This is a genomic window from Rathayibacter sp. VKM Ac-2856 (assembly GCF_013205055.1).
GTDB lineage: Bacteria > Actinomycetota > Actinomycetes > Actinomycetales > Microbacteriaceae > Rathayibacter.
Map to the genome: position 1 here is coordinate 1 of NZ_JABMLF010000004.1, position 16,866 is coordinate 16,866.

Here is a 16,866-nt window from a genome sequence, read left to right on the forward strand (position 1 = left end):
GAGGCGACCTTGTCGCGGTGCGCCTGGGTCACCAGCGGTCCCATGTCGCAGCCGCGGCGCCCGTCGCCGATGCGCAGCTGCGCGGCGCGGTCCTGGATCTTCCCGATCAGCTCGTCCGCGACCGGCTCGACCGCGACGACGACCGAGATCGCCATGCAGCGCTCGCCCGCGGAGCCGAAGCCCGCGTTGATCGCCGAGTCGGCCACCAGGTCGAGGTCCGCATCCGGCAGCACGAGCATGTGGTTCTTCGCCCCGCCCAGGGCCTGCACGCGCTTGCCGTGCTTCGTGCCCGTCTCGTAGACGTACTGCGCGATGGGCGTCGAGCCCACGAACGAGATCGAGCGGACGTCGGGCGAGGTCAGCAGCCCGTCGACGGCCTCCTTGTCGCCGTTCAGCACGGTGAAGACGCCGTCGGGCAGGCCGGCCTCCTTCCACAGCTTCGCGAGCCAGATCGCCGCGGTCGGATCCTTCTCGCTGGGCTTGAGGATGACGGTGTTGCCGGCCGCGATCGCGATCGGGAAGAACCACATCGGCACCATCGCGGGGAAGTTGAACGGCGAGATGATCCCGACGACGCCGAGCGGCTGCTTGGTCGAGTACACGTCGACCCCGGTCGAGACCTGCTCGGAGTACTCGCCCTTCAGGTGGTGCGCGAGCCCGGTCGAGAACTCCACGACCTCCTGGCCGCGGGTGATCTCGCCGAGCGCGTCGGAGATCACCTTGCCGTGCTCGGAGGTGATGATCTCGGCCAGCTCGCCCTTCTTCCTCTCCAGCAGCTCGCGGAAGGAGAAGAGGATCTGCTGCCGCTTCGCCAGCGACAGGTCGCGCCAGGCCGGGAAGGCCGCCTTCGCCGAGGCGATCGCGGCGGCGATCTCGGCCGCGTCGGCGAGGGCGACCTCCTTGGTCGCGACGCCGAGCGCCGGGTCGTAGACCGGGGCCGTGCGCCCGGAGGTCGAGGGCGACTCGCGCCCGTCGATCCAGTGCGGAACGACGGCGAGCTGGTGGAGGGGGGCGGTGCCGATGGTCTCGGACATGGTTCCTGCTTCTCTCTTCGGGCGGGGAGTGGTCAGCCGTGCACGAGGGCGGCGGCGGTGTCGACGGCGGCCGCGACGTCGCCGTCGGCCGGGTAGATCAGGGTGCGGCCGGCGACGAGTCCGCGGACTCCGGGCAGCGTGAGCGCGTGCCGCCAGCGGGCGTAGGTGCTCTCGGGGCCGTCCTGCGGGTCGCCGCCGAGCAGCAGCGTCGGCAGGGTGGTGGCGGCCATCACCCGCTCCATCCCCTCGACGACGGGCAGCTTCATCCAGGTGTAGGCCGAGGACGAGCCGAGCCCGGAGGCGATGGCGACGGAGGTGATGACGGCCTCGGTCGAGAGGTCGTTGACGACGGCGCCGTCGATCCACTCGCTGAGGAACGGCTCGAGCATGATCGGCACGCGCGCCGCCGCGGCCGCGGTGACGGCCGCCGCGGTGGCCTCCAGGGTCGCGGCCGACCCGGCGTCGGCGAGGTTGATCCGGAGCAGGGTCTTGGCGAAGTCGAGGCCGTCGCGGACGATCCCGTCGATGTCGTAGCCGGTGAAGCGGTCGTCCATCTCGAACGACGCCCCGCGCAGACCGCCCCGGTTCATCGACCCGACGACGATCTTGTCGTCGAGCAGACCGAGCAGGGCGAGGTCGTCGATGATGTCCGGCGTGCCGAGCACCCCGTCGACGCCGGGCCGCGAGAGCGCGACGGCGAGGCGGTCGAGCAGGTCGTAGCGGTCCGCCATCGCCAGGGCGTCGGACCGCACGCCCAGCGCCCCGCGGGCGGGGTGGTCGGCGGCGACGATGAAGAGCCGGCCGTTCTCGTTCAGCAGCGGGCGGCGGCGGCGGGCGGCGAGCGATCGGGCGACGGCGGCCGGGTCCTCGGCGCGCAGACGGCGGAGCCGGGCGTGCGCGTCAGACGACGACATCGGTGCGCTCCCTCAGGAAGGCCTCGACCTCGGCCGTCGTGGGCATCGCCGTCGAGCACTCGCGGCGCGAGGCGACGATCGCGCCGGCGACGTTCGCGAAGCGGAGGATCCGCTCGAGGTCCCAGCCCTCGACGAGCCCGTGGATGAGCGCGCCGCCGAAGCTGTCGCCGGCGCCGAGGCCGTTGACGACCTCGACCGGGAAGGGCGCGACCTCGACCGTCTCGGTGCGGGTCTTCACGAGCACGCCGCGCGGCCCCTGCTTGACGATCGCCAGCTCGACCCCGCGGTCGAGCAGCGCGTCGGCCGCCCGCGACGGGTCGGTCTCGCCGACCGCGATCTCGCACTCCTCGCGGTTGCCGACCGCGACGGTCACCCACTCCAGGGCCTTCGCGATCTCCTGCGAGGCCCGCTCGGGCGAGTGCCAGAACATCGGCCGGTAGTCGAGGTCGAGCACCGTGAAGGGCCGGCGGGCGCGCGCCTGCCAGGCGACGAAGTGCGCCGACCGGCTGGGCTCCTCGGTGAGCCCCGTGACGGTCGACCAGTAGACCGTGGCGCGGAGGATCGCGTCGAGGTCGAGCGACTGCGCGGTGATCGCGAGGTCGGGCGCCTTGGGCTTGCGGTAGAAGTACAGCGGGAAGTCGTCCGGCGGGAAGATCTCGCAGAACGTCACCGGGGTGGCCAGCTCCGGCTCGGTGCCGACGAACTCGTCCGAGACGCCGAGCCGTACCAGCTCGCGCTTCACGTACCGGCCGAACGGGTCCTCGCCGGCCCGCGAGATCAGGGCGGCGGAGTGGCCGTGCCGGGCGGCCGCGATCGCGACGTTCGCGGCGCTCCCGCCGAGGTACTTGCCGAAGGTCTCGACGTCCTCGAGGCCCAGTCCGTCCTGCAGCGGGTAGATGTCGACGCCGACCCGGCCGATCGTCAGCACGTCGTAGGTGGTGGCGGACGGAGTCACTCGCGTCGCTCCGGCGCCGCCGCGGCCTCGTGGGCGAGCTCGGCGGTGACCGGGGACGCCGGCATCGAGCGCTCGAGCTCGTGCGCGAGGGAGGCCAGCTCGGCGCCGCCGGCCATCAGGCTGGTCAGCTCGCCGAGGCTGATCTCGCTCTTCTCGAAGTTCCCGAGGCTGGTGCCGCGGTTGAGCAGCAGGAAGCGGTCGCCGACCGGGTAGGCGTGGTGCGGGTTGTGGGTGATGAAGACCACGCCGAGCCCGGCGTCGCGGGAGCGGGCGATGTACTTGAGCACCACGCCCGACTGCTTGACGCCCAGCGCCGCGGTCGGCTCGTCGAGGATGAGCACGCGGGCGCCGAAGTACACCGCGCGGGCGATGGCGACGCACTGGCGCTCGCCGCCCGAGAGCGTGCCGATCGGCTGGTCGACGTCGCGCAGGTCGATGCCCATGCTCGCCAGCTCGTTCTGCGTGATCTCCTTCATCCGCTTCACGTCGAGGCGGCGCAGCGGCCCGCGCCCCTTCGTGATCTCGGAGCCGAGGAAGAAGTTGCGCCAGACCGGCATCAGCGGCACGACAGCGAGGTCCTGGTAGACCGTCGCGATCCCCGCCTGCAGCGCGGCGCGCGGCGACGAGAAGGTGACCGGCGCCCCGTCCAGGAGCAGCTCGCCCTCGGAGGGGGTGTGCGCGCCGGCGAGCATCTTGATGAACGTCGACTTGCCGGCGCCGTTGTCGCCGAGAACGCAGGTGACCTGGCCGGCCTTGACCGTGGTGGACACTCCGGCGAGCGCGTTGACGGCGCCGTAGCTCTTGCCGATGTCGCGGACCTCGACGATCGTCGTGCCCACCGGGGTGCGCGCGGCGGCGCCGGCGGCCGTGCTGTCGGTGCCCCTCGGATCGGTGCCCATCGGCTCGGCGCTCATCGCCCGCCTCCTGCTCGTGTGCGGACGAAGTTGTTGAGGAGCACCGCGGCGAGCAGCATGCCGCCGAGGACGGTGCGCAGCCAGTTGGTGTCCCACTGGGCGAAGGTGATGCCCTGGAAGACCATCCCGTAGATCAGCGCGCCGAGAGCGGCGCCGATCGCCGAGCCGTAGCCGCCGGTCATCAGGCAGCCGCCGACGACCGCGCAGATGATGTAGATGAACTCCTGGCCGACGCCGGTGTTCGCCTGCACCGTCGAGGTGCGGAAGAGCGAGATCATCCCGACGAGCCAGGCGGCGCCGGCGGTCCCCATGAAGAGGCCGATCTTGGTCTTCAGCACGGGGACGCCGACCTGGCGCGACGCGGTCTGCGCCCCGCCGACGGCGAAGATCCAGTTGCCGGCGCGGGTGCGCAGCAGGATCCAGGTGGCGACCGCCGCCACCGCGAACCACCACAGCACCGAGACGTAGAAGGTGCCGCCGCCGATCCCCGCGGACGAGCCGAAGAGCGGCTGGATGCCGTCGTAGCCGGGGACCTTCGTCATTCCCTGGATGGCGACCTGGCCGGTGATGATCTTCGTCACCGCCAGGTCGATCCCGGCGAGGGCGAAGAACGTGCCGAGCGTGACGATGAAGCTGGGCAGGCCCGTCTTCATCACCAGGATCCCGTTCAGGGCGCCGACGCCGAGGCAGACGACGAGCGAGACGAGGACCGCCACCCAGATGCTGAGCCCGTAGTGGGTGGTCAGGATGCCGACGATGAGGGCGGAGAAGCCCGTCATCACGCCGGCCGAGAGGTCGAACTCGCCGCCGATCATCAGCAGCGCCACGGCGACGGCCATGATCCCGAAGGTCGAGGCCGACTCCAGCCAGACCCCGGCGCCGGCGAAGCTCAGGAACTGCGGCGTGTAGAGGGAGAAGAAGACGAGCACGGCGAGGGCGGCGACGGCCGCACCGGTCTCGGGCCGAGCCAGGATCTTCCGGAGCGGACGGCGCTCGAGGCGAGGCCTCGTCGCGATCGTCACGATGTCTGTGGTCGTCACTGATGACTCCTGTCGGGGGACGAGCGGGGGATCAGCGGGGACCGCTAGCGGGTGCCGTTCGCGGCGAACTCCGCGACCTCGGCCGCGTTCTCCTTCGTGACGAAGGCGGGACCGGAGTAGACGGGCTGGCCGCCGCCGATCACGTTGCCGTTGGTGGAGTAGAGCGACAGGGCCGTGACGCCGAGGAAGCCCTGGACGTAGGGCTGCTGGTCGACGGCGAAGACGATGGAGCCGTCCTCGACGGCGGTGACGACGTCCTCCGAGAGGTCGAAGGTGCCGACCTGGGCCGAGCTGCCGGACTCCGAGACCGCGCCGACCGCGTCGATCGCGTACTGGCCGCCGAGGGTGAGCACGCCGTCGATGGACGGGTCGGCCTGGAGCTTGGACTTGATCGTCGCCTTGACGTCCGCGTCGTTCGTGCCGTCCACCTGCAGGTTGCTCATGCTGCCGCCGAAGGTCGAGGCCGCCGCCTTGCAGCGCTCCTCGAGACCGACGTTGCCCGCCTCCTGGATGACGCAGAGCGCGTTGGTGGCGCCGGCCTCGGCGAGCTTCGTGCCGACGGCCTCACCCGCGACCGTCTCGCTCTGGCCGATGTGGGTCAGCGCGCCGAACTCGGCGGAGCGCTCGATGCCGGAGTTGATGGTGACCACGGGGATGCCGGCCGCGACCGCCTTCTCGACGCTGTCCTTCACGCCGTCGGGGTTGGCCATCGAGACGACGATGCCGTCGACCTGCTGGGCGACCGCGTTGTCGATCAGCTGCGACTGCTTCGCCGGGTCGGGGTCGGCATTGTAGGTGATGGTCGCGTCGTAGTCGGCGCCGGCCGCCTCGGCGCCCGACTTCACGCGGTCCCAGAAGGCGTCGCCCGGGCCGGAGTGGGTGACGACCGCGTAGGTGTACTCGCCGCCGCCGGTGGCGCCGCCGCCCGAGTCCGCGGCGGGCTCCTGACCGGTGCCGGTGCACCCGCTGAGCAGCAGGGCGGCGGCGGCGCTGAGGCCGAGGCCGGCCAGGAAACGCTTCTTCATGAGGGCTCCTTCTCTGCGGACGGCGTCGTCTCTGACGGTCCGGAACGTCGTTGTGGGGTCGAGTATGGAATCACCGCGTGCGAATGTCAATACATAGTGTCATTGCGCTACGCTCGAAGCCGCTCACCGGTGAGAGGCATCGGTGTCGGTCAAGGAGGAGCGCGCAATGGTGCACCGTTTCGGAGTCGGTCTGGTGTCGGTCGGCTGGATGGGACGCCTGCACACGCGCGCGTACCGCGCGGTCCCGGAGCACTATCCGGACCTCGGCGTCGCCGTGGACCTGGTGGCGGCGGCCGATACCGATCCTGGCACGCGATCGACGGCCGAGGACGTCCTGGGCTATCGCCGGACGACCGCCGACTACCGCGAGGTGCTCGAGGACCCCGAGGTCGACATCGTCTCGATCTGCGCGCCGAACTTCCTGCACCGCGAGGTCGCCCTCGCCGCGGCGGCGGCCGGCAAGCCCTTCTGGATCGAGAAGCCGATGGGCCGCTCGGCGGCCGAGTCCTCCGAGATCGCGCGCGCCGCGGCCGAGGCCGGCGTCGTCACCTCGGTCGGCTTCAACTACCGGCACGCGCCGGCCCTCGCGCAGGCCCGAGCCCTGATCCGCGACGGGGCGATCGGCCGGGTGACGAACGTGAGCGTCCGGCTGCTGGCCGACTACTCCGCGGATCCGCTCGGCGCCCTGACCTGGCGCTTCCTGCAGGCGCGCGCCGGCTCGGGCGTGCTCGGCGATCTGCTCTCGCACGGCGCCGACCTGGCGCAGCACCTGGTCGGGCGGATCGAGTCGGTCTCGGCGCTGACCGAGACCTTCGTGCGCGAGCGCCCGCTGCCCGGCTCCGCCGCGGCCGGCCACTTCAGCAAGGGCTCCGAGGGAGGTGAGCGCGGCGCGGTCGAGAACGAGGACTACGCGGCGGTCCTCGGCCGCTTCGAGTCCGGCGCGGTCGCGGTGCTGGAGGCGAGCCGCGTCGCGGTCGGGCCCCGCGCCGAGTACACGCTCGAGGTGTACGGCACGAAGGGGTCGCTGCGCTGGGACTTCCAGCGCCTGAACGAGCTGCAGCTCGCCGACGACCCGAGCGGCTACCGCACGATCATGGCCCAGCCGGGCTTCGGCGACTTCTCCCGCTTCCAGCCGGGCGCCGGCACGAGCATGGGCTTCGACGACCTCAAGACGATCGAGGCGTCGCTCTTCCTCGCCTCGGTGCTGGAGGGGCGCCAGCTCGCCCCGTCGGCCGCGGACGCCTGGTCGGCCGCCGAGATCGTCGAGGCCGCGCTTCGCAGCGACCGCTCTCGGGCGTGGGAGAGCGTCGCGGACGTGAGCGGGGACACCACGTACGACGCCTGAGCGAGGGGCGCCTGGGCGCGTGGCCCGGGCGCCCGAGCGCGGGGCGGCCTCGATCGACGAGGCCGCCCTCAGCCCCGGAAGGCCGCCTCGAAGGCGTCGAGCGCCGCCTCGGAGTCGGTCGACGGCCACGCCTCGAGACCGACGACGCCGTCGTAGCCGAGCGCCCGCAGCTCCTCGGCCACGGCGGGGTAGCGGATCTCGCCCGTCCCCGGCTCGCAGCGGCCGGGCACGTCCGCGACCTGGATCTCGCCGATCCAGGGCAGGCAGCGGCGCACCAGCTCGATCAGGTTCCCCTCGCCGATCTGCGCGTGGTACAGGTCGAGGTTCAGCCGGAGGCCCGGGCGGTCGACGGCGCTCACCAGCGCGAGGGTGTCCTCGGCGCGGGCGAACGGCGTGCCCGGGTGATCGACCGCCGTGTTGAGGTTCTCGAGGGTGAAGACCCGGCCGCGCTCCTCGCCGAGCGCGGCGAGCCGGCGCAGCGTGTCCTCGGCGCGCTCGCGGTCCGCGGCCGTCACGTCGGTTCCGGGCCGGACGGGCAGACCGCCCGGCGCGAGGCCGGTGCCGTGCAGGTTCAGCCGCGGGCTGTCGATGATCTCGGCCGCCGCGAGCGAGAGCTCGGCGGTGCGGAGCGTCTCGGCGATGCCGTCCGGCGTGATCAGGTCGCCGGTGAGGTAGCCCGTCATCGAGGAGAAGACGGCGCCGGTCGCCGCGAGCGCGGGCAGGTCCTTGGTCGACCAGTCCCAGATCTCGACCTCGAAGCCGCGCTCGTGCAGGCGGCGCACCCGGTCGACGAACTCGAGCTCCGGGAAGAGCATCTCCGCGGAGGCGGCGAGGCGGTCGGTCACGGCCGGCGCCCCTAGAGCTCGACGCTCACCGAGACGCGCTCGACCGCGGAGCGGGCGGCGGCGTCGGCGAGGACGAGCGCGGCGCGGCCGTCGGCGAACGTGGGGCTCGTCGACTCCTCGCCGCGGGCCAGCTTGATGAACTCGCTCAGCTCGGCCCGGTAGGCCACGGCGTAGCGCTCGAGGAAGAAGTCCTGGTAGGGCGGCTTCGCCTGCACGCTCGTGCCGTTCGAGACGCTGACCAGGCTGGTGAGCGCGTTGGCGACCTCGATCGATCCGTCGGCGCCGAAGGCCTCGATCCGCTGGTCGTAGCCGACCGAGCTGTGCCGCGAGTTGGTGATCGAGACGAGCGCACCGGAGGCGGAGCGGAGGGTGACGACCGCGGTGTCGAAGTCGCCGTGCTCGCGCGCACCCGGGTCGAACGTGGTCGTGCCGGTGGCGGTGACCTCGACGATGTCGGGCAGGAAGAAGCGCGCCATGTCGAAGTCGTGGATCGTCATGTCGCGGAAGATGCCGCCCGAGACGCCGATGTAGGCCGCGGGCGGGGCGGCCGGGTCGCGGCTGATGATCGAGAGCTGCTCGAGCGCGCCGATCTCGCCGGCCGCGACTCGGGCCCGCGCCTCGGCGAAGGCCGGGTCGAAGCGGCGGTTGAAGCCGAGGGCGATCGGCACCCCGGAGGACTCGACGCGGGGCAGCAGGGCGTCGACGCGCGCGATGTCGAGGTCGATCGGCTTCTCGCAGAGCGCGGGGATCCCGGCCGAGATCGCGGCCTCGAGCAGATCGACGTGCGTCGCGGTCGGCGAGGCGATCAGCACCGCGTCGATCTCGCCCGAGGAGAGCATCTCGGCGGCGTCGGTCGTCACGGTGCCGCCGTAGCGGGCCGAGACGGCGTTCGCGCCGTCGATGAAGGGGTCGCAGACCCAGGCGAGCGTCGCCTCCGGATCCGCGGCGATGTTGGCCGCGTGCACCTGGCCGATGCGGCCGGTGCCGATGAGTCCGAAGCGGAGAGGGGAGTCGGTCACGTCGCTGTCCTTGCTGCCCGGGGGCGCTCTGTGGGTGGGAGGAGGGGTCGGCGGGTCACGCCCAGGCGCGCAGCGCCTCGCGGTTGACGGCCTGGTCGTCGCGGCGCTCGTCGCGGAACGCGGCGATGTCGGCGTCGGGCGCGTTGAGGACGTCCTGCTCGACGACGACCCAGCCGTCGTAGCCCTGGGCGTCGATCGCGGTCATCACCGCGTCGAGGTCGATGTCGCCGCGGCCGAAGGCGACGAAGGATCCGGAGGACCAGACCTCGCGCATCCCGCCGCCGGCCGCCAGGACCCGGCGCAGCTCGGCGACGTCGACGTCCTTCAGGTGCAGGTGGTTGATCCGCGAGCCCCAGCGCTCGACGGCCGCGACCGGGTCGCCGCCGCCGATCAGCAGGTGACCGGTGTCGAGGGTGAGGCCGATGTCGACGGCGCCGAGGAACCGGTCGATCTCCTCGGGCGACTCGATGTACGTGCCGGCGTGGTGGTGGAAGGTGGGCTCGAAGCCGGCGGCGCGGACGGCGGCGGCGGCGCGCCCCGCGTTCGCGACCAGCCGCGACCAGCGGGCGTCGTCGAGCGGGTCGGCGCTCGCTCCGCGGCCGGGCGAGGAGCGCCGGACGCCGGAGCCGTCGTCGGCCAGGGTCGGCAGCGGGAGTCGCGCGGGGCCGTGCTCGGACGCCTCGGAGAAGAGGCGGAGCGCGGCGTCGAGCTCGGGGAGCGACGCCTCGAAGGCCTCGTCGTCCGAGAAGGGCAGCTGGATCCAGCCGCCGGCGATGTCGAGGCCCGAGCGCTCGAGTCGCGTCCGCAGGGCGGAACCGCGACCCAGGTAGCCGGCCGGCCCGAGATCGACGCCGGTGTAGCCCGCCTCGGCGAGCACGTCGATGAGGTCGTCGGGCGAGACCACGTCGGAGCCCGCCGGGGTGAGCTCGAAGACGCCGAAGCTGACGGGAGCGCCCGCGACCGCGGCCTTCATCGCGCCCCTGGGGACGCGGAGCGCACGGCGGCGCGGGGGATCATCTGGACCATACGACGGTGTACAACTCCTCGGGGAAACGGCCTTGTAATGTCGTTACAATAGCACAAGCGCTTCCGCGATCCGGGGCTGTTGTCCGGACAATGGCACCGACTGCCGTGCGGCTGACGTGCGCTGCATAATGTAGTGACGCCGACGGGGGTCGAGTCGGCCGACGGAGGGCACGGGATGGCGCTGCAGGAGGAGCACGCGCTCCCGATGGACCTGTTCATGGACCTCGACCGCTCCGGACCGATCCCCCTCTACCACCAGATCGCGACGCGGCTCGAGCGGGCCATCCTCGACGAGATCCTCCCGGCCGGCTCCCGGCTCGAGAACGAGGTGTCGCTCGGCAACCGGCTGGGCATGTCCCGGCCGACCATCCGCCGCGCCATCCAGGACCTCGTCGACAAGGGCCTCCTCGTCCGCCGCCGCGGCATCGGCACCCAGGTCGTGCACGGCAGGGTCACCCGGAACGTCGAGCTGACCAGCCTGTTCGAGGACCTCCAGCGCTCGGGCCAGAGCCCCACGACCAGCACCCTCTCCTCCACGGTCGGCGAGGCCGACGACAGGACGGCCGAGGCGCTCGGCGTCGACGTCGGCTCACCCGTCCTGCACCTCGTGCGGCTGCGCTCCGCCGACGGCGTGCCGCTCGCCGTGCTCGACAACACGCTGCCGGCCGACTTCGTCGACCTCGACCTCGGCGCCCTCGAGACGCACGGGCTCTACCAGCTGCTCCGTGCCCGCGGAGTGGCGATGCGCGTCGCGAAGCAGCGGATCGGCGCCCGCGCCACCACGCCCCGCGAGGCGCAGCTGCTCGACCTGCGCAAGGGCGCCGCGGTCCTCACGATGACCCGCACCGCCTTCGACAACTCCGGCCGCGCCGTCGAGTATGGCCGCCACTGCTACCGCCCCGACCTCTACTCCTTCGAGATCACCCTCGTCGACCGCTGACCGCGGGCGCAGCCGCTGCACGCGGACGTGGACGCGCTCCATGCTGGTCGAGTAGCCGCGGAGCGGCGTATCGAGACCCGCCCGCTGCAGAACGGTGGATCTCGATACGCCCTCTGCGAGGGCTACTCGATCAGCGTGGGCCGACGCGCCCCCTGCATCGGCGGGCGCACGCGCTCCCTGCCGCCGGGGCGTCAGTCGCCGTCGCGGCGGAGGCGGGCCTCGCGGCCGGCGATGTGCACGCCGAGGCCGGTCGTGCCCGCGGCGAACGCGGCGAGCAGGCCGAGGAAGGCGATCTCGACTCCCGCGCCGTAGGCGAACGCCGACACGACGAGCGCGATCGCCGCCAGCACCACCAGGACCGCGCCGGCGATCTCGCCCCCGCTCGACCGCCTCAGCACGTCCCGCATGCCCCCAGGATGCGCCGCGGGCGCGACGGCCGCAAGGCGTCCCGGGTGAACGGAGGACGAGCGCTAGACGCCCGGGCCGCTCCCCGCAAGCCCGAGAGAAGACCGCCCGCCGTCGTCAGACTGAGGAGATGCAGCAGCTGACCTACGCCTCCAAGAGCATCGTCACCACCGATGCGGTCACCGAGGCGCTCCTCGACCTCGTGACCGCGATCGACCGGCAGGAGCACTCGGAGGCGGTGTGCGTGCCCGCCTTCACCGACGAGGGCGTGCTCATCGAGGCGAAGATGACGCTCGACGCGAGCAGCGAGCTCGTGGTCGTGCCGGTCGAGCAGACCATCGGCGACAGCGCCGCGGCGGACGAGGCGGTCGCCAAGGCCGTCGAGGACATCCGCTCGCGGATCAAGGACAACCGCCGCACCATCGCGCGACCCGTCGTCGAGCCGGAGCCGGAGCCCTACGACTACGAGGAGTTCTGAGCCCTGAGCCCGCGGCGCAGCTCCTAGCCCAGTCGCCCGTCGAGGTCCTTCACCACGCGGCCGGACTGCAGCACCGCCCGCACCGCTGACGGGTCGGCGAGCGCGGTGACGTCGGCCAGCGGATCCGCGTCGGTCAGCACCAGATCGGCCAGCTTGCCCGGCTCGACCGAGCCGAGGTGCTCGTCGAGCCCGAGCAGCTGCGCGCCGCCGAGGGTCCCGGCGCGCAGGGCCTCGAGCGGCGTGAGTCCCACCGCCACCAGCTGCGCCAGCTCGGTGAGGTTGCGGCCGTGCGGGTGCACGCCCGCGTCCGTGCCGAGCGCGAGCGGGACTCCCGCCGCGACGGCCCGGCGGACCGAGTCGAGGCCGCGCTCGCGCAGCAGCTCGCGCTGCCGCATCCGCTCGGCCGTGGTCGTCGCGGGGTCGAACTCGCGGACCAGGATGCTCAACGTCGGAACGAGCGTCGTCCCGCGCTCGATCATCAGCGCGATCGTCTCGTCGCCGAGGTCGTAGCCGTGCTCGATGCTCGTCGCCCCGCCCAGCACGGCGGCGCGCGCGGCGTCGTCCGACAGCGCGTGCGCCGTGATCGGCCGGCCGCCGCGCTCGGCGAGCAGGCTCGCGATCAGGCCGACCTGCTCCTGCGTGATGCCGACGTCGCGCGCGTCGTCGTTGGGCGAGCCGAGGCCGCCCGAGGTGGCGACCTTGATCACGTCGGCACCGGTGCGCACGAGCGTCCGGACCATCCGCACGACGTCCTCGTCCGTGTCCACGAGCCCCGGCGCGGGCATGCCCGGCCGCACGGCCCAGGCCGGCAGCGAGCCGTTGCGGTGGTGCGGATCGGCGTGGCCGCCCGTCGGCGAGAGCATCGCGATCGCGAGGTGCAGGCGCGGGCCCGCCACGGCGCCGCGCGCCACGGCCTCGCGGTAGCCCGGCGACAGCCCGTCGAGGTCGCGCGCGGTGGTCACTCCCGCGTCGAGCGTGCGGCGGAGAAGACCGGCGATCTCGAGGACGTCCTCCTCCGGGAAGCGCTGGCGCGCCGTCTCCGGAGCGACCGGCACCATCGCGAGGTGGACGTGCACGTCGACGAAGCCCGGCAGCAGGAACGCGCCGGTCACGTCGACCGTGCGGCCCTCGGGCGCGGTGTCACCGGCCGTCCGGCGCGGTCCGGCGTAGGCGATCACGCCGTCGCGGATCTCGACCTCGGAGTCCTCGAGCGCGGGGGCGCCGGTGCCGTCGACGAGCGTCGCGCCGACGAGGCGGAGGACGCCCTCGGCGACGGGGGTGGTCGGCAGGCGGGGGGTCATGCGGTCTCCTTCGAGGGCACCGCCGCGGTGCCGGTGAGGCTGAAGCCCGGCGAGCCGGGGTCGGCGTCGAGGAGGCGGCGGGTGTACCAGTGCTGGGGGTCGGCGTAGATCCGCTCGACCGGGCCGGCCTCGACGACCTCGCCGCGGTAGAGCACCACGACCTCGTCGCTGACCCGCTGGACGACGGCCAGGTTGTGCGAGATGAACATCATCGTCAGGCCGAGCGACTCCTTGATGCCCGCGAGCAGATCGAGGATCTGGCCCTGGACCGAGACGTCGAGGGCCGAGGTGATCTCGTCGGCGATGACGAAGGTCGGGTCGATGATCAGCCCGCGCGCGATCGCGACGCGCTGGCGCTGCCCGCCGGAGAACTCGTGCGGGAACCGGTGCCGCATGTCGGCGCTGAGCCCGACGCGCTCGAGCCAGGCGACGATCAGCTCCTCGTGGCGGCCGACGCGGGCGCGGACCGGGTCGATCGCCTCCGCGAGGGTCTGCGCGATGGTCCGCCGCGGCGAGAGGGAGGAGTACGGGTCCTGCGGGATCATCTGCGTGCGCCGGCGGTAGTCGCGCATCGCCGCGCGGTTCGCGGCGACGAGGTCGACGCCGTCCACGCTCGCCGTGCCGGCTGCGGCGCGGACCGAGCCGACCAGCACCTTCGCGAGGGTCGACTTGCCGGAGCCGGACTCGCCGACCACGCCGACCGTCCGCCCGCGCTCGACCCGCAGGTCGACGCCGTGCAGCACCTTCGCGTGCCCGAACACCACGTCGAGACCGCGGACGTCGACCATCGCGGTCGGCTCCGCGGCGGGGATCGCGGCGGCGGGGATTGCGGCGGAGGGGATCCCGGCGGCGGCGCTCACGAGCGCACCTCCGGCGGCGTCGGCACGGTCACGACCGGCGTCGCGGCGAGCAGCTGCCTCGTGTAGGGATGCGTCACGGTCTCCTCCGAGAGATGGGCGATGTCCTCGATCCGCTCGACGACGCGGCCGTCCTTCATCACGAGGACGCGGTCGCAGAGCGCCCGGACTACGCCGAGGTCGTGCGAGATGAAGAGCACGGCGGTGCCGGAGTCCTCGTTCATCCGCTTGAGCACCGACAGCACCTCGCGCTGCACCGTCACGTCGAGCGCCGTGGTGGGCTCGTCGGCGATCAGCAGGTCGGGCTTCGCGCTCATCGCCGAAGCGATCATCGCGCGCTGCTTCATGCCGCCGGAGAGCTGGTGCGGGTACTGCCGCAGCCGCCCCTCGGGGTCGGAGAGCATCACCGAGCGGAAGCCGCGCAGCAGCAGGTCGAGCGCGGCCCGGCGCGAGTGGCGCAGGCGGATCCGCAGCACGTCCGAGAGCTGGGTGCCGAGGACCATCGCCGGGTTCAGCGCGGTGCCCGGGTCCTGGTAGATCAGGCCGATCTTCGCGGCGAGCACCCGGTCCGGGACGGGGCCGAGCAGGTCGGTGCCGCCGAGCTCGAGCCGGCGCGCGGAGGCCTCGAGGCCCTCGCCGAGCAGCTTCGCGACCACCGAGGCGGTCAGCGACTTGCCCGAGCCGGACTCGCCGACGATGCCGAGCACCTCGCCGCGGCGGATCGTGAAGGAGAGGTCGGAGACGAGCTCGCGACCGGTCGCGCCGTGGCGCACCGTGATGCCGTCGGCGACGAGCACGGCGTCGGCGGGAACGGCGATCGCGGACTCGCCGCTCGCCCGCGTCATCCGGGCCCGGGTCGTGTTCGAGCGGGGGTTCGCCGCCGCCGCCAGCCCGTCGCCGACGAGCAGCGCCGCGAAGGAGGCGACCGTGAGCGCGAGGGCCGGGCCGAGGATGACGACCGGGTTCACCGAGATCCGGCTCAGCCCGTCGTTCAGGAGCGTGCCCCAGTCGAAGGCGGGCGTCTGCGCGCCGAGGCCGATGAAGGAGAGGCCGGAGATCTCGACGAGCGCGCCGGAGAAGGCGCCGGCGACGAGGATCAGCGTCGGCTCGGCCATGTTCGGCAGCACGTGGCGCAGGGCGACGAGGTGGGTCGGGACGCCGGTCAGACGGGCGGTGGTGACGTACTCGCTCGCGGCGATCTTCGACGCGAGATTGGCCGTGAGCCGCGCGAATCCGGCGATGTTGGCGACCGCGATCGCGACCACCACCTGCACCACGCCCTGGCCGAGGATCGCGGCGACGATGATCGCGACGAGCATCGTCGGGTAGCTGACGGCCAGCTCGATCGCGCGCAGCCCGAGCTCGCGGATCCGGCGCGGGGCGAGCCAGACGCCGATGCCGATCGCGATGCCGATGATCGCCGAGAGCACGGTCGCGGCGAGCGCCATCAGCACGGTCGAGCGGGTGGCGACGAGGGTGCGCGCGAGCATGTCGCGGCCGAGGGTGTCGGTGCCGAGCGGGTGCTCGGGGGTCGAGCCGAGGCTGGGGCTGCCGCCGAGTCCGGTGGCCTGGCCCTCGAGCGCGATCGGGGCGATCAGCGCGGTGAGGGCGATGACGCCGAGCAGCGCGAGGCCGATGACCAGCCCGGGGTTCCAGGCGAAGGTGCGGGCGCGGGGCGGGGCGAGGCCGCGGACGGCGGTGGGGGACTCAGCCACGCTGCTCTCCGAGGGTTCGCGGGTCGATCAGACCCAGGACGACGTCGATCACGAGCGTGATCACGAGGGAGATGAGCCCGATCACGAAGACGGCCGCGCGGATCACCGGGTAGTCCTTGTCGATCGCGATGGCCTGCACGATCACGCCGCCGAGTCCGGGCCAGGCGAAGACCGCCTCGGTGATCAGCGCCGAGCCGAGCAGGGCGGTGAGGATGATGCCCGAGAGCGTCAGAGCCGTGGTCAGCAGGTTGGGCAGCATGTGCTTCGCGTAGAGGGTGAGCGCGGGCAGCCGCCAGCCGCGGGCGGTGCGCATGTAGTCCTGCTCGAGGATCACCGCGGTCTCGCGGCGGACGATGCGGGCGACGGAGCAGGTGCCGCCGACGGTGAGCGAGGCGATCGGGAGGATCGCGGCGGTGCCGAAGTCGTAGGCCGGCGAGTACGCGGGCGGCAGCACCTTCAGCAGCACCGCGAAGACGACGACGAAGCCGGTCGCGAGCACGTACGTCGGGATCGAGGAGATCAGCCCGGTGACCGTGCTGAACACCGCGTCGAGCCAGCGGCGGCGGTCGCCGCGGGTCGCGACTCCGACGGCCGTGCCGAGCGCGATGCCGAGCACGAGCAGGAGCAGCACGGCCGAGATCGTGATGGTCAGCGTGTACGGCACGGCCGTCATCACGAGGTCCATCGCGGGGATGGAGTAGCGGTAGGAGGCGCCGAAGTCGCCCTGCAGCACGCCGGCGAGGTAGGTCCAGAGCTGTGCGGGCAGCGGCTGGTCGAGGCCGAGCTGGGTGCGGACGAGCTCGACCTGGTCGAGCGAGGCCGCCTCCCCCGCGATGGCGATGGCCGGGTCGCCGGGGATGAGCTGCACGATCAGGAAGGTGACCAGCACGAGCAGCGCGAGGTTGACGATCAGGCCGAGCGCGCGGCGGAGGAGGAACCTCCGCCACGCGCCGCCGAGGGTGCCGGCCCGGACGGCGCCGGGGCCGGACGCCCCCGCGCCGGACGACGCGAGAGTGGTGGCGGTCGTGGTGCTCATCGCTTCATCTCCTCAGA

General features: G+C 72.7%; 17 protein-coding genes. 3 read left to right on the top strand and 14 right to left on the bottom strand.

Features of this window, described 5'->3' with window-relative positions:
• The 6 genes from HQQ82_RS12995 to HQQ82_RS13020 all read right to left on the bottom strand — a co-directional run.
• A partial coding sequence (locus HQQ82_RS12995; RefSeq protein ID WP_173233880.1) for an aldehyde dehydrogenase family protein occupies positions 1–1,034 on the bottom strand: 1,034 nt, incomplete at its 3' end.
• A 32-nt stretch (positions 1,035–1,066) separates the two neighbouring features.
• Complete coding sequence (locus HQQ82_RS13000; RefSeq protein ID WP_173233882.1) at positions 1,067–1,948, bottom strand: deoxyribose-phosphate aldolase; 882 nt, start codon at positions 1,946–1,948, stop codon at positions 1,067–1,069.
• Entirely contained in the window at positions 1,935–2,903 is a 969-nt protein-coding gene (iolC, locus tag HQQ82_RS13005) for a 5-dehydro-2-deoxygluconokinase (RefSeq protein WP_173233884.1), read from the bottom strand. The genes HQQ82_RS13000 and iolC overlap by 14 nt, the downstream gene beginning before the upstream one ends.
• Positions 2,900–3,802, bottom strand: a complete 903-nt coding sequence (locus HQQ82_RS13010) for an ATP-binding cassette domain-containing protein (protein ID WP_173234648.1) — start codon at positions 3,800–3,802, stop codon at positions 2,900–2,902. The genes iolC and HQQ82_RS13010 overlap by 4 nt, the downstream gene beginning before the upstream one ends.
• Before the next feature lie 11 nt (positions 3,803–3,813).
• The gene (locus HQQ82_RS13015) at positions 3,814–4,857 is read right to left on the bottom strand and encodes an ABC transporter permease (RefSeq protein ID WP_173233886.1); all 1,044 of its coding nucleotides are present in this window, start codon (positions 4,855–4,857) and stop codon (positions 3,814–3,816) included.
• 44 nt (positions 4,858–4,901) lie between these two features.
• Entirely contained in the window at positions 4,902–5,882 is a 981-nt protein-coding gene (locus tag HQQ82_RS13020; RefSeq protein ID WP_173233888.1) for a sugar ABC transporter substrate-binding protein, read from the bottom strand.
• 166 nt (positions 5,883–6,048) lie between these two features.
• On the opposite strand from HQQ82_RS13020, the gene HQQ82_RS13025 reads away from it, so the two are divergent.
• The gene (locus tag HQQ82_RS13025) at positions 6,049–7,227 is read left to right on the top strand and encodes a Gfo/Idh/MocA family protein (protein WP_173233890.1); all 1,179 of its coding nucleotides are present in this window, start codon (positions 6,049–6,051) and stop codon (positions 7,225–7,227) included.
• A 68-nt stretch (positions 7,228–7,295) separates the two neighbouring features.
• On the opposite strand, the gene HQQ82_RS13030 is transcribed toward HQQ82_RS13025, so the two are convergent.
• From HQQ82_RS13030 to HQQ82_RS13040, 3 genes are read right to left on the bottom strand one after another with little or no spacing between them, the layout of a single operon-like run.
• Positions 7,296–8,042: a TIM barrel protein gene (locus HQQ82_RS13030; RefSeq protein ID WP_173234649.1), complete on the bottom strand. Its 747-nt coding sequence runs from the start codon at positions 8,040–8,042 to the stop codon at positions 7,296–7,298.
• A 41-nt stretch (positions 8,043–8,083) separates the two neighbouring features.
• Positions 8,084–9,091: an inositol 2-dehydrogenase gene (gene iolG / locus HQQ82_RS13035; RefSeq protein ID WP_173233892.1), complete on the bottom strand. Its 1,008-nt coding sequence runs from the start codon at positions 9,089–9,091 to the stop codon at positions 8,084–8,086.
• A gap of 55 nt (positions 9,092–9,146) precedes the next feature.
• Positions 9,147–10,064, bottom strand: coding sequence for a sugar phosphate isomerase/epimerase (locus HQQ82_RS13040; protein WP_173233894.1), 918 nt, complete (start codon positions 10,062–10,064; stop codon positions 9,147–9,149).
• Between the two features lie 228 nt (positions 10,065–10,292).
• On the opposite strand from HQQ82_RS13040, the gene HQQ82_RS13045 reads away from it, so the two are divergent.
• Positions 10,293–11,057 (top strand): GntR family transcriptional regulator, encoded by a 765-nt coding sequence (locus HQQ82_RS13045; protein WP_301952481.1) that lies wholly within the window; start codon positions 10,293–10,295, stop codon positions 11,055–11,057.
• A gap of 191 nt (positions 11,058–11,248) precedes the next feature.
• On the opposite strand, the gene HQQ82_RS13050 is transcribed toward HQQ82_RS13045, so the two are convergent.
• Positions 11,249–11,464, bottom strand: coding sequence for a hypothetical protein (locus HQQ82_RS13050; protein ID WP_173233895.1), 216 nt, complete (start codon positions 11,462–11,464; stop codon positions 11,249–11,251).
• Positions 11,465–11,592: 128 nt separating this feature from the next.
• Between HQQ82_RS13050 and HQQ82_RS13055 the strand changes: the two genes are divergently transcribed.
• On the top strand, positions 11,593–11,940 hold the full coding sequence (locus HQQ82_RS13055) for a hypothetical protein (RefSeq protein WP_173233897.1): 348 nt from the start codon (positions 11,593–11,595) through the stop codon (positions 11,938–11,940).
• A 23-nt stretch (positions 11,941–11,963) separates the two neighbouring features.
• Here the strand turns inward: HQQ82_RS13055 and HQQ82_RS13060 are convergent, their stop codons facing one another.
• The 4 genes from HQQ82_RS13060 to HQQ82_RS13075 are packed head-to-tail and all read right to left on the bottom strand — an operon-like array spanning position 11,964 to position 16,849.
• Positions 11,964–13,241 (bottom strand): amidohydrolase family protein, encoded by a 1,278-nt coding sequence (locus tag HQQ82_RS13060; protein WP_173233899.1) that lies wholly within the window; start codon positions 13,239–13,241, stop codon positions 11,964–11,966.
• On the bottom strand, positions 13,238–14,101 hold the full coding sequence (locus HQQ82_RS13065) for an ABC transporter ATP-binding protein (RefSeq protein WP_367947962.1): 864 nt from the start codon (positions 14,099–14,101) through the stop codon (positions 13,238–13,240). Before HQQ82_RS13065 ends, HQQ82_RS13060 begins: the two co-directional genes overlap by 4 nt.
• The gene (locus HQQ82_RS13070) at positions 14,098–15,813 is read right to left on the bottom strand and encodes a dipeptide/oligopeptide/nickel ABC transporter permease/ATP-binding protein (RefSeq protein ID WP_173233901.1); all 1,716 of its coding nucleotides are present in this window, start codon (positions 15,811–15,813) and stop codon (positions 14,098–14,100) included. Before HQQ82_RS13070 ends, HQQ82_RS13065 begins: the two co-directional genes overlap by 4 nt.
• Positions 15,806–16,849: an ABC transporter permease gene (locus HQQ82_RS13075; protein ID WP_173233902.1), complete on the bottom strand. Its 1,044-nt coding sequence runs from the start codon at positions 16,847–16,849 to the stop codon at positions 15,806–15,808. Before HQQ82_RS13075 ends, HQQ82_RS13070 begins: the two co-directional genes overlap by 8 nt.
• Positions 16,850–16,866: the final 17 nt, after the last annotated feature.